Genomic DNA, 17,421 nt, shown 5'->3' with positions numbered 1-17,421 from the left:
GTGAAAAGCTAAAGCTTTCGCTGTCATCCAGAGTACCACGGGACACGTGAAACCCTGTGGGAAGCAGGGAGGACCACCTCCCAAGGCTAAATACTACCTAATGACCGATAGCGCATAGTACCGTGAGGGAAAGGTGAAAAGAACCCCGGGAGGGGAGTGAAATAGAACCTGAAACCGTGTGCCTACAAGCAGTCGAAGGGCGTTAAGGCCTGACGGCGTGCTTTTTGTAGAACGAGCCAGCGAGTTACGGTATGCAGCGAGGTTAAGGACTTAAGGTCCGGAGCCGTAGGGAAACCGAGTCTGAATAGGGCGTAAAGTTGTATGCTGTAGACCCGAAACCGGGTGACCTATCCATGGACAGGGTGAAGGTGAGGTAAAACTTACTGGAGGCCCGAACCACGTTGGTGTTGAAAAACCATGGGATGAGCTGTGGATAGCGGAGAAATTCCAATCGAACTCGGAGATAGCTGGTTCTCCCCGAAATAGCTTTAGGGCTAGCCTTAAGGTAAGATATACGGAGGTAGAGCACTGAATGGGCTAGGGGCCATCAAGGTTACCGAACCCTATCAAACTCCGAATGCCGTAATATTATCCTTAGGAGTCAGACTACGAGTGATAAGATCCGTAGTCAAGAGGGAAACAGCCCAGACCATCAGCTAAGGTCCCAAAGTGCATGTTAAGTGGAAAAGGATGTGGGATCTCTAAGACAACCAGGATGTTGGCTTAGAAGCAGCCATTCATTCAAAGAGTGCGTAATAGCTCACTGGTCGAGAGGTTCTGCGCCGAAGATGTCCGGGGCTCAAACATGCCACCGAAGCTATGGATCCGCAAGGATGGTAGGGGAGCGTTGTATGCGGAGCGAAGCATAACCGAAAGGATATGTGGACTGCATACAAGTGAGAATGCTGGCATAAGTAGCGAGAAATAGGTGAGAATCCTATTCGTCGAAAGCCTAAGGTTTCCTCAGGAAGGTTCGTCCGCTGAGGGTTAGTCGGGACCTAAGCCGAGGCCGAAAGGCGTAGGTGATGGACAATCGGTTGATATTCCGATACCACCATAGACCGTTATTAGAGATGGGGTGACGCAGGAGGATAGGCTGAGCGCATTTTTGGCTAAGTGCGTCCAAGGGCTGAGTCAGACTTTCAAGGCAAATCCGGGAAGTTAATGACAGGGCTTGATGGGGAGCCCGTAAGGGTGAAGCAGCTGATTTCACACTGCCAAGAAAAGCCTCTATCGAGGGATGTGGTGCCCGTACCGCAAACCGACACAGGTAGGTGAGGAGAGAATCCTAAGACGAGCGAGAGAACCCTTGTTAAGGAACTCGGCAAATTGACCCCGTAACTTCGGGAGAAGGGGTGCTCTAGAGATAGAGCCGCAGAGAATAGGCCCAGGCAACTGTTTAGCAAAAACACAGGTCTCTGCTAAATCGCAAGATGATGTATAGGGGCTGACGCCTGCCCGGTGCTGGAAGGTTAAGGGGAAAGGTTAGCGCAAGCGAAGCTTTGAACCGAAGCCCCAGTAAACGGCGGCCGTAACTATAACGGTCCTAAGGTAGCGAAATTCCTTGTCGGGTAAGTTCCGACCCGCACGAATGGCGTAATGACCTGGGCACTGTCTCAACAAGGGACTCGGCGAAATTGTAGTACCGGTGAAGATGCCGGTTACCCGCGATTGGACGGAAAGACCCCGTAGAGCTTTACTGTAGCTTAGCATTGAGTTTCGGTATTGTCTGTACAGGATAGGTGGGAGACAGAGAAGGCAGGGCGTCAGCTTTGCTGGAGTCGACCTTGGGATACCACCCTGATGATACTGAAGCTCTAACCGGAGGCTTTGAATCAAGTCACGGGACATTGTTAGGTGGGCAGTTTGACTGGGGCGGTCGCCTCCTAAAGAGTAACGGAGGCGCCCAAAGGTTCCCTCAGTGCGGTTGGAAATCGCGCGGAGAGTGCAAAGGCAGAAGGGAGCTTCACTGTGAGAGAGACATCTCGAGCAGGGACGAAAGTCGGGCTTAGTGATCCGGTGGTACCGAGTGGAAGGGCCATCGCTCAACGGATAAAAGCTACCTCGGGGATAACAGGCTGATCTCCCCCAAGAGTCCACATCGACGGGGAGGTTTGGCACCTCGATGTCGGCTCGTCGCATCCTGGGGCTGAAGTAGGTCCCAAGGGTTGGGCTGTTCGCCCATTAAAGCGGCACGCGAGCTGGGTTCAGAACGTCGTGAGACAGTTCGGTCCCTATCCGTCGCGGGCGTAGGAAATTTGAGAGGAGCTGTCCTTAGTACGAGAGGACCGGGATGGACGAACCTCTGGTGCACCAGTTGTTCCGCCAGGAGCACAGCTGGGTAGCCATGTTCGGAAGGGATAAGCGCTGAAGGCATCTAAGCGCGAAGCCCACCTCAAGATGAGATTTCCCACCGTAAGGGTAAGACCCCTTGAAGAACACAAGGTTGATAGGCCAAAGGTGTAAGCGCCGTGAGGCGTTCAGCTGATTGGTACTAATAGGTCGAGGGCTTGATCAATAATTTGCTGTGCAGTTTTGAAAGAATTAATCTGGTGGTTAGGCATCCGGGGTAACACCCGTTCCCATTCCGAACACGAAGGTTAAGCCCGGGTGCGCCGATGATACTAAGCTGGAGACGGCTTGGAAAAGTAGGTGTCTGCCAGATAATTGGGCCTTTAGCTCAGCTGGCTAGAGCAACCGGCTCATAACCGGTCGGTCCGGGGTTCGAATCCCTGAAGGCCCACCAATTTTATATATTTTCGTGGGGGTATAGCTCAGTTGGGAGAGCACCTGCCTTGCAAGCAGGGGGTCAAGAGTTCGAATCTCTTTATCTCCACCATTTTAATTTGGTGGTTAGGCATCCGGGGTAACACCCGTTCCCATTCCGAACACGAAGGTTAAGCCTGGGTGCGACGATGATACTAAGCTGGAGACGGCTTGGGAAAGTAGGTGTCTGCCAAATAAAAAATACTCTAAGATTTTCTTAGGGTATTTTTTATTTATATAAATGTTATAAAGTGCAGAAAAAAAGCCAGGGGGTTCACCTGGCTAAGGTCAGTTAATAGGGTTCAATCATGGGGATATGTTATATGAAAGGGCTCTTATTTGCTAAATAAACTTCTAACTACTATAAGTATATCATATTTAAAATTATATTTGCAATATATAAAGTTCAAAATCTTTATAATATTATATCCTATTACAAATTATAAATAATTATAAACAAAAATAGTAATATAGCATAACACATATAATGCTGCTTATGAATCCAATGAAAATACAAATATATTTTGATTTTCTATTAGATTTACGGTTATTTATTATAAGCAATGATATTATAAAGCCTATTGGAATAGGAACTTTGTTATTTATATAAACAAAAATACCTGATAATATAAAATACACAAATATTTTTATTATGAAACATTCTTCTTCAGATCTCTTATATTTTTGTGATATAATTGTTACAATAATAAAAGTTATAGCAATAAGACATGTAAGGATTATCATAATTTCACCCCAAAAAAATATATTAAAGTTTAAGCTTTATTAGAAGGTGAAAATGTGTATAATATGAATGAATTAACAGAGATAATAAATAAATGTAGAAGATGTTCTTTGCATAGTAAAAGAAAAAATGTTGTTGTTGGAGAAGGCAACATAGATGCAAAAATAATGTTTATAGGTGAGGGGCCAGGGGAAGAGGAGGATAATACAGGTAGACCTTTTGTAGGTAGGGCTGGTCAGCTTTTAACGAGAATGATTGAGGCAATTGAACTAAAAAGGGAAGATGTTTATATTGCAAACATAGTAAAATGTAGGCCTCCTAATAATAGAGTTCCTTTAGAAGAAGAAGCCATAAAGTGCCTACCATATTTAAGATATCAAGTTGCAATTGTAAGACCAAAGATTATAGTTTGTCTTGGTGCAACCTCAGCAAAGTATATAATAAGCAGGGAAATTAGAATAACTAAAGATAGAGGAGTTTGGTATCAAAAAGGTAATTTTTATATAATCCCAACATATCATCCTTCAGCTCTTTTAAGGGATCCAAGTAAAAAAAAGGATTCATGGGAAGATTTTAAAAATATTAGGGATAAACTTAAAAAATTGTGATATGCCTTTCATATTATGTGAAAGGTTTTTTTAATGCAGTATATTTTGATAAATATAGTTAAAAATAAAATAGGAGGGATGATATTGTATAAAGTGATAGGTGTAAAACATGATGATAAAGGAGAAATAGTAGCTTATAAATTAGATAATGGTAAAATAATATCAAAGGAGGAAGGTATAATTTATGCTGAAAATGGTCAGATAGCTAATGTGAGAGTTGGGGTTTCAAAAAAAGGTGAAAAGTATTTAAGAAGTCTTCCTGATGGTAATGAAGAAAATAATTTAGATAATTTACCAGAGATAAGGTAGGTGTTTTTTTGAAAGACTTAAAAGTAGAAAAGATAATAAAAGATGGTACAAAGAACATAATAGGTTATGAACTAAATACAGGTTCTATAATTGATAATGAGCAAGCAGTTTTTATGATTAAAAAAGGTGAATTGGGAAATGTAAAAATAATTTGTGATGAAAAAGGTAAAGAAAAAATACAGGGAATAGGTTTTAATATAGAAAACTTACCAGAAGTGAAATAGGTGGAAAACAAACCACCTATTTCACTTTTTTAATATTTTTACTTATTGTAAAATAGATATATAAAATTAAATTAAAAGTGAATAAAATAAAGGAAGGAAATATGTTTTTATAGGAAAAATCATTTATTAATAGATTTTAGGAGGAAATTAGATGGAAGTATTAAAAAAGATAGAAGAAGAATACATGCAACTTGTTAAAAATAGGTTAGGAGAAAATTATAAAGTAGTATTTGGAGAAGGAAGTATTAATGCTAAAATTATGTTAATAGGTGAGGCACCTGGGGAAAGGGAGGAAGAGATGCAAAGACCTTTTGTTGGGCAAGCGGGAAAAAATCTTGATGAATTTTTAGATATTTTAGGACTTAGTAGAAATGAAATATATATAACTAATGTGGTTAAAATTAGACCATTTAAGATTAATGAAAAAACTAAAAGAAAATCAAATAGACCTCCAAATAGTTTTGAAATTGAAATGTCTATAGAAACATTAAAAAAAGAAATTGAAATTATAAAACCTAAAATTATTGTAACTCTTGGGAATATTCCCTTAAGGGCAGTTTTAAATGATAAAAAAGCATCAATAGGTAAATATCATGGAAAAGCTATTAAATTTGATAAGTTTATTGTTTTTCCTCTATACCATCCTGCCAGTATAATTTATAATAGATCTTTAAAACAGGTATACCATGATGATGTATTAGCATTGAAATCTTTAATGAAAAATAGAGAGGAGAATGAAATTGAATTATAATATAAAAGAATTTAAAGAGAGTGTAAAAGGGAAAAAAGTAGCTGTTGTAGGTATAGGTGTTAGTAATGCTCCATTAATAGAAATGCTTTTAAATTATGGAGCTGAGGTTATCGCCTGTGATAAAAAAGAAGACTTTGGGGAATTAGAGGAAAAATTTAAAAATAAAAATGTAAAATTTTTTCTTGGTAAAGACTATCTAAAAGGTGTTTTAAATTCTGATATAATATTCAGGACACCTTCCTTAAGACCGGATAATGAATATTTAAAAATTGCTAAAGAAAAAGGTGCTTATGTTACCTCAGAAATAAGAGAGTTTTTAAAATATTGTCCAGCAAAAATATTTGGAGTAACAGGGAGTGATGGAAAAACTACTACAACAACTCTTATATATGAAATGCTTAAAGAAGAGGGATATAGAGTTTTTCTTGGAGGAAATATCGGAAATCCCTTATTAAATAGGATTGAAGAAATTGATATGGAGGATTATGTTGTAGTTGAACTTTCAAGTTTTCAATTAATGGATGTTGATTATTCTCCTAATGTTTCTGTAATTACCAATTTGAGTCCTAACCATTTAGATATACATAAGGGAATGGATGAGTATATTAATTCAAAGAAAAACATATTTCTTTATCAAAAGTTAAATGATATTGTAATATTGAATGAAGATAATGAAATAACCAATTCTATGAAAGGTGAAATAAGAAGCAACATAAGAACTTTTAGTATGAAAGATAGTAATGCTTTTTCATATTTTGATGGACAAAATCTTATATGCAATAATAATGTAATTTGCAATGTAAAAGATGTTAAACTCATAGGAATGCATAATATTGAAAACCTTTTAGCAGCTTTTTCAGCGGTGTATGGATTTGTATCCTTAGATAGTATGAGAAAAGTTGCAACTAATTTTACTGGAGTTGAGCATAGAATTGAGTTTGTTAGAGAAATTGATGGAATTAAGTTTTATAATGATTCAATTGCATCAAGTCCCACAAGGACAGTGGCTGGGCTAAAATCTTTTAATAAGAAGGTCATACTTATTGCAGGGGGCTATGATAAAAAAATACCTTTTGATGAGCTTGCAGTAGAAGGAATAGATAAAATAAAAACACTAATTTTAATGGGTGCAACAAAGGAGAAAATAGAAAAAGCCTTTGAAGATGAAATGGAAAAGAGAAATATAAATATTCCAATATTGAAAGTGGATACCCTTGAGGAAGCAGTAAAGAAAGCTTATAATTTAGCACAAAGTGGAGATATTATAACATTATCTCCTGCTTGTGCAAGTTTCGATATGTTTAGAAATTTTGAAGAAAGAGGAAAGAAGTTTAAAGAAATTGTAATGAGATTATAAAGCCTTTGTATAAAAGCAAAGGCTTTATTATATACAGATTTTGAATGAAAAATAAATTTATTAAAAATATTTAAAAATATTAAGATTAATTTATTTATCGTGTTTTTTATTGATTAACTTGATTAATTATGATAAATTATTGATAATTTATACGTTATATTCTTAGAAAGGGGTACGAAAATGGATGATAGTAAAACACCATTAAAACGAGAAAAATTTTCATCGGGAATTGCTGTTTTTTTTGCAACACTGGGTTCAGCAGTAGGTTTAGGTAATATATGGAAATTTCCTTATTTAACAGGTGCAAATGGAGGGGCTGCATTTTTAATTATTTATTTAGTATGCATTGCTTTTGTAGGAATTCCAGTAATGGTATGTGAGTTTTATATTGGACGAAAAACAAGAAAAAATGCTGTTGGTGCCTTTGATAAAATAGGTGCTTCAAAGGGATGGAAAACTATAGGGTTTGCAGGTATAGGGTCAGCTTTCTTAATAATGTTTTTTTATAGTTGTGTTGCTGGGTGGGTTTATTCATACTTATTTAGAGCTATAAATGGGGACTTTGCTGGAATAAATCCTGATGCGTCGGGAGCAATGTTTACTAAAACAATTCTTGGACCTATACCTCCAATTTTATGGCAAATGATTGTTTTAATAGTTGTTTCAATAATACTTATTGCAGGGGTTCAAAAAGGAATAGAAAGAATTACAAAAACACTTATGCCGGTATTATTTATATTAATTATAGTATGTGATATAAGAGCAATAACTCTTCCCGGTGCTGCAGAAGGGTTTAGATTTCTTTTTAAACCTGATTTTTCAAGTTTAACAGCAGCAGGAATATTGACAGCTTTAGGTCTTGCATTTTTTAAGCTTTCACTTGGTATGGGAACTATGATGACTTATGGGAGTTATTTTACAGAGGATAACAATTTGATTGCAACTTCAGCAAAGGTTGCTCTCTCTGATACAATAGTATCCCTTCTTGCAGGAATTGCAATATTTCCAGCTGTATTTTCCTTTGGAATGAAACCAGGTGCAGGTCCAGGGCTTTTATTTATAACGATACCACTTGTCTTTTCAAAAATTCCACTTGGAAATTTACTTCTTGTAGCTTTCTTCTTTTTAACATCAATAGCTGCAACAACTGCTATGATGTCATTAGTTGAAGTTCCTGTTGCTTACTTTACTGAAGAAAAGGGAATGGATAGAAAAAAAGCTGTTATTACTACAACAGTGATAATGGCGATAATCGGCATACTTGCAACTCTTTCTGTAGATAAGGCAAGTGTATTAGGTAAAGTTAATATATTAGGAAAAGGATTTTTTGATTTATTTGATTATATTTCTTCAAATATATTACTTCCAATGGGTGGCCTTTTAATAGCTTTATTTGTTGGATACTTTAATAAAAAAGAAAATATTGTAAATGAACTTTCTAACGAAGGCACATTAAATAATAATAAATTAATAAATATATATTTATTTATATTAAGATTTGTAACACCAATATTGCTTATTATTGTATTTTTAAATTCTATAGGTATAATCAAAATAAAATAAAGATTAATACAGCCTTTGATAGCTTTCTATTAAAGGCTTTATTCTTTCTATGTAGTATGTTAAAATAAATCCTATAAAATTTTTGGAAGGTAATATAAAATGAATAAAAAATATAAGAGATGGCTTTATGTATTTTTATGGGCATTGATTATTTTTATGTTTTCAAATCAAAATGGAAATGATTCCTCTAACAATAATAAATTTATAATACATATTTTAAAATTATTAAATATAAATATAGATTATATATTTAAAAATAAAACTGATTTTATAATAAGAAAGTCGGCACATTTTACGGAGTATTTTATTTTTTGTTATCTTATATTTAAAGCACTATATTTAGATTTAGACCGTAAAAAGAGTTTGCTATTATCTTTATTATTTACTTTTCTTTACGCTTGTAGTGATGAATTTCATCAAATGTTTGTAGCAGGTAGAGGTCCTTCCTTTAAGGATGTAATGATTGATACTTTTGGAGGGGTATTTTATTTAATCATTAATCATTTTAGAGAAATAAAAAGAAGAAGATTTATTGATATATAGTTAATGTGATGTTAAATATTTTGGAAATATATTCATATATAAATTCTTAAAAAAAAATATTGCCATATAAAATTTCCTATGTTATAATTAATTTCGTTGTGCTAAACATTTGAGCCACTAGCTCAGTCGGCAGAGCACATGACTTTTAATCATGGTGTCCGGGGTTCGATTCCCCGGTGGCTCACCAAGATAGATGGCCTAACATATCATTTTGATATGTTAGGCCGTTTTTTTTTTTTTAGGGGTAATCCCTATTGTATTATATCAACGTTACCAGGTATATCGATAAGTATAAAAAAAAGAATTAAAGAGAAAAAAATAGTTTTATGAATATAATTTGCTCTATAAGTTAATAATAAAATCGTAATCTATTAAAGGTATGTGTTAGTATATAAAAAGTCGCTGCGATGCGGCGGCAACAAAAAATAAAAAAGTTGTTGACATAATAAAAAGCTGATGCTAAAATAACAAGTGCTGTCGCTAAGAAGCAGCAAACTAAAAGCTAAAAAATAGAAATAAAAAATATGTTGACAATGAAGAAATGACATGATATGATAATTGAGCGCCTTGATGAGAGGCAAGTTTGAACCTTGAAAATTGAACAGTGGATAAGCGAACGTACCGAGAAGTAATTCAAATAAAACAGGATTGAAATGTGGATACCACATTGAAATAAGATTTTATCTTAAGAGTTTGATCCTGGCTCAGGACGAACGCTGGCGGCGTGCCTAACACATGCAAGTCGAGCGGAGGGGATAAAAGCTTGCTTTTTGAACCTTAGCGGCGGACGGGTGAGTAACACGTGGGTAACCTGCCTCAAGGAGGGGGATAACACTAAGAAATTGGTGCTAATACCGCATAAAGCTAATGCTTCGCATGAGGCGTTAGCCAAAGGAGCAATCCGCCTTGGGATGGGCCCGCGGCCCATTAGCTAGTTGGTGAGGTAACGGCTCACCAAGGCGACGATGGGTAGCCGACCTGAGAGGGTGATCGGCCACATTGGGACTGAGACACGGCCCAGACTCCTACGGGAGGCAGCAGTGGGGAATATTGCACAATGGGGAAACCCTGATGCAGCAACGCCGCGTGAGCGAAGAAGGCCTTCGGGTTGTAAAGCTCTGTCTTCCCTGACGATAATGACGGTAAGGGAGGAGGAAGCCACGGCTAACTACGTGCCAGCAGCCGCGGTAATACGTAGGTGGCGAGCGTTGTCCGGAATTACTGGGCGTAAAGGGTGCGTAGGCGGTTCTCTAAGTGGGATGTGAAATCCATGGGCTTAACCCATGAACTGCATTCCAAACTGGAGAGCTAGAGTGCAGGAGAGGAAAGCGGAATTCCCAGTGTAGCGGTGAAATGCGTAGATATTGGGAGGAACACCAGTGGCGAAGGCGGTTTTCTGGACTGTAACTGACGCTGAGGCACGAAAGCGTGGGGAGCAAACAGGATTAGATACCCTGGTAGTCCACGCTGTAAACGATGGGTACTAGGTGTGGGAGGCGTAGCCTTCCGTGCCGCAGTTAACACATTAAGTACCCCGCCTGGGAAGTACGATCGCAAGATTAAAACTCAAAGGAATTGACGGGGGCCCGCACAAGCAGCGGAGCATGTGGTTTAATTCGAAGCAACGCGAAGAACCTTACCAGGGCTTGACATCTACCGAATCCTGTAGAGATACGGGAGTGCCCCTTTGGGGAACGGTAAGACAGGTGGTGCATGGTTGTCGTCAGCTCGTGTCGTGAGATGTTGGGTTAAGTCCCGCAACGAGCGCAACCCTTGCCTTTAGTTGCCAGCACTTCGGGTGGGCACTCTAAAGGGACTGCTAGGGTTAACCTAGAGGAAGGTGGGGATGACGTCAAATCATCATGCCCTTTATGCCCTGGGCTACACACGTGCTACAATGGCCGGTACAAAGAGCAGCGATGCCGTGAGGCGGAGCAAATCTTTAAAACCGGTCCCAGTTCAGATTGTAGGCTGCAACTCGCCTACATGAAGCCGGAGTTGCTAGTAATCGCGGATCAGCATGCCGCGGTGAATACGTTCCCGGGCCTTGTACACACCGCCCGTCACACCATGAGAGTCGGCAACACCCGAAGTCAGTGGGCTAACCCGAAAGGGAGGCAGCTGCCGAAGGTGGGGTTGATGATTGGGGTGAAGTCGTAACAAGGTAGCCGTAGGAGAACCTGCGGCTGGATCACCTCCTTTCTATGGGGCATAAAAGCCTAAATGGCTTTTATGGGGAAATTTGACCACAAGAGGAATACTTCGTAGGCTAAATTTCCCCGGGGAAGTAACTTTAATAGTTAACTTTTCTGTAAGAGCATTTGAGGCTTAATAGCGTATCGCTAATCCACTGTTTGATTTTGAAGGGTCAAACACCTTCAAGTAGTTCTTTGAAAACTGCACAGCAAAAACAATCGCGAGAAAAATAAAGGTCAAGCTAATAAGGGCGCACGGTGGATGCCCTGGCATTAGGAGCCGAAGAAGGACGTGATAAGCTGCGATAAGCTGCGGGTAGCCGCAAATAGGCTGTGATCCGCAGATTTCCGAATGGGGGAACCCACATAGCTAACGCTATGTATCATATACTGAATCAATAGGTATATGAAGGCACACCTGGGGAACTGAAACATCTAAGTACCCAGAGGAAAAGAAAGAATAATCGATTTCCTAAGTAGCGGCGAGCGAAAGGGAAGGAGCCCAAACCAATTCCTTCGGGATTGGGGTGAGGAGGCAGCATAAAGGGAGCAGAGGTTTAATCGAAGAGGTCTGGAAAGGCCCGCCACAGAAGGTAACAGCCCTGTAGGTGAAAAGCTAAAGCTTTCGCTGTCATCCAGAGTACCACGGGACACGTGAAACCCTGTGGGAAGCAGGGAGGACCACCTCCCAAGGCTAAATACTACCTAATGACCGATAGCGCATAGTACCGTGAGGGAAAGGTGAAAAGAACCCCGGGAGGGGAGTGAAATAGAACCTGAACCGTGTGCCTACAAGCAGTCGGAGCGTTAAGGCCTGACGGCGTGCTTTTTGTAGAACGAGCCAGCGAGTTACGGTATGCAGCGAGGTTAAGGACTTAAGGTCCGGAGCCGTAGGGAAACCGAGTCTGAATAGGGCGTAAAGTTGTATGCTGTAGACCCGAAACCGGGTGACCTATCCATGGACAGGGTGAAGGTGAGGTAAAACTTACTGGAGGCCCGAACCACGTTGGTGTTGAAAAACCATGGGATGAGCTGTGGATAGCGGAGAAATTCCAATCGAACTCGGAGATAGCTGGTTCTCCCCGAAATAGCTTTAGGGCTAGCCTTAAGGTAAGATATACGGAGGTAGAGCACTGAATGGGCTAGGGGCCATCAAGGTTACCGAACCCTATCAAACTCCGAATGCCGTAATATTATCCTTAGGAGTCAGACTACGAGTGATAAGATCCGTAGTCAAGAGGGAAACAGCCCAGACCATCAGCTAAGGTCCCAAAGTGCATGTTAAGTGGAAAAGGATGTGGGATCTCTAAGACAACCAGGATGTTGGCTTAGAAGCAGCCATTCATTCAAAGAGTGCGTAATAGCTCACTGGTCGAGAGGTTCTGCGCCGAAGATGTCCGGGGCTCAAACATGCCACCGAAGCTATGGATCCGCAAGGATGGTAGGGGAGCGTTGTATGCGGAGCGAAGCATAACCGAAAGGATATGTGGACTGCATACAAGTGAGAATGCTGGCATAAGTAGCGAGAAATAGGTGAGAATCCTATTCGTCGAAAGCCTAAGGTTTCCTCAGGAAGGTTCGTCCGCTGAGGGTTAGTCGGGACCTAAGCCGAGGCCGAAAGGCGTAGGTGATGGACAATCGGTTGATATTCCGATACCACCATAGACCGTTATTAGAGATGGGGTGACGCAGGAGGATAGGCTGAGCGCATTTTTGGCTAAGTGCGTCCAAGGGCTGAGTCAGACTTTCAAGGCAAATCCGGGAAGTTAATGACAGGGCTTGATGGGGAGCCCGTAAGGGTGAAGCAGCTGATTTCACACTGCCAAGAAAAGCCTCTATCGAGGGATGTGGTGCCCGTACCGCAAACCGACACAGGTAGGTGAGGAGAGAATCCTAAGACGAGCGAGAGAACCCTTGTTAAGGAACTCGGCAAATTGACCCCGTAACTTCGGGAGAAGGGGTGCTCTAGAGATAGAGCCGCAGAGAATAGGCCCAGGCAACTGTTTAGCAAAAACACAGGTCTCTGCTAAATCGCAAGATGATGTATAGGGGCTGACGCCTGCCCGGTGCTGGAAGGTTAAGGGGAAAGGTTAGCGCAAGCGAAGCTTTGAACCGAAGCCCCAGTAAACGGCGGCCGTAACTATAACGGTCCTAAGGTAGCGAAATTCCTTGTCGGGTAAGTTCCGACCCGCACGAATGGCGTAATGACCTGGGCACTGTCTCAACAAGGGACTCGGCGAAATTGTAGTACCGGTGAAGATGCCGGTTACCCGCGATTGGACGGAAAGACCCCGTAGAGCTTTACTGTAGCTTAGCATTGAGTTTCGGTATTGTCTGTACAGGATAGGTGGGAGACAGAGAAGGCAGGGCGTCAGCTTTGCTGGAGTCGACCTTGGGATACCACCCTGATGATACTGAAGCTCTAACCGGAGGCTTTGAATCAAGTCACGGGACATTGTTAGGTGGGCAGTTTGACTGGGGCGGTCGCCTCCTAAAGAGTAACGGAGGCGCCCAAAGGTTCCCTCAGTGCGGTTGGAAATCGCGCGGAGAGTGCAAAGGCAGAAGGGAGCTTCACTGTGAGAGAGACATCTCGAGCAGGGACGAAAGTCGGGCTTAGTGATCCGGTGGTACCGAGTGGAAGGGCCATCGCTCAACGGATAAAAGCTACCTCGGGGATAACAGGCTGATCTCCCCCAAGAGTCCACATCGACGGGGAGGTTTGGCACCTCGATGTCGGCTCGTCGCATCCTGGGGCTGAAGTAGGTCCCAAGGGTTGGGCTGTTCGCCCATTAAAGCGGCACGCGAGCTGGGTTCAGAACGTCGTGAGACAGTTCGGTCCCTATCCGTCGCGGGCGTAGGAAATTTGAGAGGAGCTGTCCTTAGTACGAGAGGACCGGGATGGACGAACCTCTGGTGCACCAGTTGTTCCGCCAGGAGCACAGCTGGGTAGCCATGTTCGGAAGGGATAAGCGCTGAAGGCATCTAAGCGCGAAGCCCACCTCAAGATGAGATTTCCCACCGTAAGGGTAAGACCCCTTGAAGAACACAAGGTTGATAGGCCAAAGGTGTAAGCGCCGTGAGGCGTTCAGCTGATTGGTACTAATAGGTCGAGGGCTTGATCAATAATTTGCTGTGCAGTTTTGAAAAAACTACATTAAGTAGTTGAGATTTTTAATATTTTACGACGAAGCATTATGATTTATTCGTATTAGTTCTTGCCGAGTCTGACGCAGAAAATTTTAGAACTTTTGCTTGTTTGAGAGAAGCGAGTTTGCAAAAGTTCTTAATTTTCAAGGAAGCGAGGCTTAGAACTAAAGAAGAAATCATATAGCAAGGAGAAAAATATTAAAAATAATATCTGGTGGTTAGGCATCTGGGGTAACACCCGTTCCCATTCCGAACACGAAGGTTAAGCCCGGGTGCGCCGATGATACTGAGCTGGAGACGGCTTGGAAAAGTAGGTGTCTGCCAGATTGTTTTGCAAGAAGGTATGTGTAAACGTACCTTCTTATATTTTTATAAATCTAAAAATATAATCTCCTGAAAAAACTTCTAAGAAAAAAGCTTAGGAGTTTTTTTATTGTTCGATATTTATGATTTGTTTATTATGTATGTAAATATTTCTGCTAAGGAAATATATGCTAAATATTAAATATAGTTCAAAATGTTAATTTTGTAGTATATAATATATTTATATTTATTATTTTAAAGGGTTTGGTAAAGGTGATATATAGAATAAAGCAATTTTATCGAGCAGCTTTTTATAGGCTAACTAACGACGATAGAATTTTCATTGAAAGCTATCTTAATGATAGTGAATTAGAGCTCTTTTATAAGCTACCTAAGTATTGTCAAGTACATAGTATAAGGGTTGCAAGAGATGTTCTTGATGAGAGTTTAAAAAAAGAATTATATGATATATTCCTTATTAAAGCGGCCTTGCTTCATGATATAGGAAAGATAAATTCAGGATTTAATATGTTTACTAATGCAATACTTGTAATCGTTGAACGTTTTTTTCCTTCAATATTAAAAAGAAGTAAGAAAATAAAGATAGTAAATTCATATTTTAATCATCCTGAAATAGCTATATCTTATATAGATTATGAGGATTATTATATTAAATATCTTATATTAAATCACCATAATTATTTTATAAAGGGGGATGAAAAACTTAAAATATTACAAAGATGTGACTGTAAAAATTAATGAAAAATTAAAGATTAGATGCTATAATAAATAGATAAATTGTAGGATGTATGGAAATAGAGGAGGAGAGTATATGGAGTATAGAATACTTATCATAGATGATGAGGAAAATTTAGTAAAAGGTATAAAATATAACCTTCAACTTGATGGATATGAAGTTGATGTTGCTTATGATGGAGAAGAAGCACTAAAGAAGATGGACTATAATATCTATAACCTTATAGTACTCGATATAATGCTTCCTAAAACAGATGGTTTTGTACTTTTAAGAAAGATAAGAGAAAGATCTTCTATACCTGTTATAATGCTTACTGCAAAGGGAGACGATGAAGATAAGATAATAGGGTTTGAGTATGGAGCTGATGATTATATGACAAAGCCTTTTAACATACTAGAGCTTAGAGCAAGGATAAAGGCACTTTTAAGGAGAACTTATGATATAGTTGCAAATAAAACTGAAATAATTAAAGCTGGAGATATAATGATAGATGTTCCTTCAAGAAAAGTTAATGTTGCAGGTAAGCCTGTTGATCTAACTTCAAAGGAATTTGATATATTATTTCTCCTTCTTACAAATCCAAATAAAGTTTATAGTAGAGAGACACTTCTTGAGATAATATGGGGATATGATTATTATGGTGACTCAAGAACAGTTGATGTTCATATAAGAAGGCTAAGAGAAAAAATAGAAAAGGATCCTGGAAATCCCCAGTATGTATTAACAAAGTGGGGAGTTGGTTATTATTATAAAGGATAAAGCTTTTAAAGAAGCCTTTAGAATTAAGATATTTTTATCTTATTCAGTACTTATTATATTTTTTCTTGTTATTATAAATATTACAACTAATTATATTTTAAGAAAAACATATTTTGCATCATTTAAAAATGAGCTCATGGAGCGAGCTAAAGGCATATCAACCCTAATTACAAGTTATGGTAATTTTATTTATATCAATAGTGGAATTATAGATAATGCAAAAAAGTCAGGAACAAGAGTTATAATAGTTGATAAAAATAAAACTGTTGTATTTGATACATCTAATTTGTTGTGTGGTTTTAAATTCGGAAATTTAGATGAAGTTGAAACAGCATTTAAAGGTGTTGAAAACTGGGGTAAGCATACTACAGAAAGTGAGGACTTATTATACATTTCCTGTCCTGTTTTTAATAATAGTAATACTATTTTAGGAGCAGTCCTATTAATACACTCATTAAATGGTGTTTATGATACTGTTAAAAAAGTCCAAACTCATTTTATTATTGCTTCTTTTTTTATACTTATACTTGGATTAATGTTAAGTTATATTAAAGCATCTGCCATGACTCAACCTCTTGAAGATGTAATAGAGGCAATTGAAGAGATAGCTAAAGGTGAAACTAACAAAAAAGTTTATGTAAAGGGAAATGATGAAATAGCAAGGCTTTGTTATGTATTTAATAATATGAATGAAAAGCTCAATAAGATGGATGAAACGAGGAGGCAGTTTATAGCAGATGCATCTCACGAGTTAAAATCTCCTCTTGCAAGTATTAAGGTTTTAGTTCAATCTCTCCTATCAGGTGGAATTGAAGATAAAAATATATCGATAGAGTTTCTTGAGAGTATAAATAATGAGGTAGACAGGCTAACTGCAATAGTTAATAACCTTTTAGAACTTGCAAAGCTTGAAAGTGATAAAACTATTGTTACTAATTCTTTTATTGAATTTGATATATTAGATTTATGCAATGATGTTGTTAAAAAACTAATTCCTTTAGCAAAGCTTAAAAATATTGATATACGTTTAAAATTAGAAAGCATTGTTGTTGAAGGTAATAGGGATAATATTTTTAGAGCCATGTATAATATACTTGAAAATGCTATAAAATATTCAAAGGAGAATAGTTTTATAGATTTATGGGTTAATAAAGAGGATATGGTTAAAATAAATATAAAGGATTATGGTATAGGTATACCAAACGAGGAAATAGAACATATATTTAAAAGATTTTATAGAGTTGATAAGACAAGGGATAGGAAGACTGGAGGATGTGGTCTTGGGCTTTCTATTGCTTATGATATTATAAAACTACATAAAGGGGATATAAGGGTTTACAGCAAGGTGGGTGAAGGTAGTCTTTTTGTTATAACTCTTCCTTATAAACAAAATTAAG

The 17,421-nt window shown here is 38.8% G+C and carries 10 protein-coding genes, 3 tRNA genes and 6 rRNA genes (1 of these 19 running past the window's edge); all 19 read left to right on the top strand.

The genetic code is table 11. The annotated features are described in order from the left end of the window. A 23S ribosomal RNA gene (locus FDN13_RS07640) occupies positions 1-2,518 on the top strand (it extends 375 nt beyond the left edge of the window). Positions 2,519-2,548: 30 nt separating this feature from the next. Beyond that, positions 2,549-2,665 (top strand): 5S ribosomal RNA (gene rrf, locus FDN13_RS07635). A gap of 4 nt (positions 2,666-2,669) precedes the next feature. Continuing rightward, positions 2,670-2,746, top strand: a tRNA-Ile gene (locus FDN13_RS07630). A gap of 17 nt (positions 2,747-2,763) precedes the next feature. Next, positions 2,764-2,839, top strand: a tRNA-Ala gene (locus FDN13_RS07625). A 6-nt stretch (positions 2,840-2,845) separates the two neighbouring features. Next, positions 2,846-2,962, top strand: a 5S ribosomal RNA gene (gene rrf / locus FDN13_RS07620). Between the two features lie 602 nt (positions 2,963-3,564). Continuing rightward, a complete protein-coding gene (locus FDN13_RS07615; protein WP_371414810.1) occupies positions 3,565-4,116 on the top strand; it encodes a uracil-DNA glycosylase in 552 nt (183 codons plus the stop codon). A 93-nt stretch (positions 4,117-4,209) separates the two neighbouring features. Continuing rightward, entirely contained in the window at positions 4,210-4,425 is a 216-nt protein-coding gene (locus FDN13_RS07610) for a DUF3892 domain-containing protein (protein WP_371414843.1), read from the top strand. Positions 4,426-4,433: 8 nt separating this feature from the next. Continuing rightward, positions 4,434-4,649, top strand: a complete 216-nt coding sequence (locus FDN13_RS07605; RefSeq protein WP_138979657.1) for a DUF3892 domain-containing protein — start codon at positions 4,434-4,436, stop codon at positions 4,647-4,649. A 151-nt stretch (positions 4,650-4,800) separates the two neighbouring features. Then, the gene (locus FDN13_RS07600) at positions 4,801-5,400 is read left to right on the top strand and encodes a uracil-DNA glycosylase (protein ID WP_138979656.1); all 600 of its coding nucleotides are present in this window, start codon (positions 4,801-4,803) and stop codon (positions 5,398-5,400) included. Beyond that, a complete protein-coding gene (gene murD, locus FDN13_RS07595) occupies positions 5,390-6,757 on the top strand; it encodes a UDP-N-acetylmuramoyl-L-alanine--D-glutamate ligase (RefSeq protein WP_371414809.1) in 1,368 nt (455 codons plus the stop codon). Before FDN13_RS07600 ends, murD begins: the two co-directional genes overlap by 11 nt. 180 nt (positions 6,758-6,937) lie before the next feature. Beyond that, entirely contained in the window at positions 6,938-8,320 is a 1,383-nt protein-coding gene (locus tag FDN13_RS07590; protein ID WP_138979654.1) for a sodium-dependent transporter, read from the top strand. Between the two features lie 99 nt (positions 8,321-8,419). Beyond that, complete coding sequence (locus FDN13_RS07585) at positions 8,420-8,863, top strand: VanZ family protein (RefSeq protein WP_138979653.1); 444 nt, start codon at positions 8,420-8,422, stop codon at positions 8,861-8,863. A gap of 111 nt (positions 8,864-8,974) precedes the next feature. Further along, a tRNA-Lys gene (locus tag FDN13_RS07580) sits at positions 8,975-9,050 on the top strand. 494 nt (positions 9,051-9,544) lie between these two features. Then, positions 9,545-11,065: ribosomal RNA gene (locus tag FDN13_RS07575) — 16S ribosomal RNA — on the top strand. 228 nt (positions 11,066-11,293) lie between these two features. Beyond that, positions 11,294-14,181, top strand: a 23S ribosomal RNA gene (locus tag FDN13_RS07570). Between the two features lie 234 nt (positions 14,182-14,415). Beyond that, a 5S ribosomal RNA gene (rrf, locus tag FDN13_RS07565) occupies positions 14,416-14,532 on the top strand. The 16S, 23S and 5S rRNA genes sit together here with 1 tRNA gene alongside, the layout of an rRNA operon. Positions 14,533-14,781: 249 nt before the next feature. Then, positions 14,782-15,267 carry an HD domain-containing protein gene (locus FDN13_RS07560; protein ID WP_168190109.1) on the top strand — a complete coding sequence of 162 codons (486 nt, stop codon included), beginning with the start codon at positions 14,782-14,784 and terminating at the stop codon, positions 15,265-15,267. Between the two features lie 73 nt (positions 15,268-15,340). Next, entirely contained in the window at positions 15,341-16,024 is a 684-nt protein-coding gene (locus FDN13_RS07555) for a response regulator transcription factor (RefSeq protein WP_138979651.1), read from the top strand. Continuing rightward, a complete protein-coding gene (locus FDN13_RS07550; protein WP_138979650.1) occupies positions 16,002-17,420 on the top strand; it encodes a sensor histidine kinase in 1,419 nt (472 codons plus the stop codon). The genes FDN13_RS07555 and FDN13_RS07550 overlap by 23 nt, the downstream gene beginning before the upstream one ends. Position 17,421 lies beyond the last annotated feature (1 nt).

This window comes from Caloramator sp. E03 (assembly GCF_006016075.1).
Classification (GTDB): Bacteria; Bacillota; Clostridia; order Clostridiales; family Caloramatoraceae; genus Caloramator_B.
The sequence above is the reverse complement of the archived record's forward strand: the minus strand, read 5'-3'. Positions and strand labels throughout refer to the sequence as shown.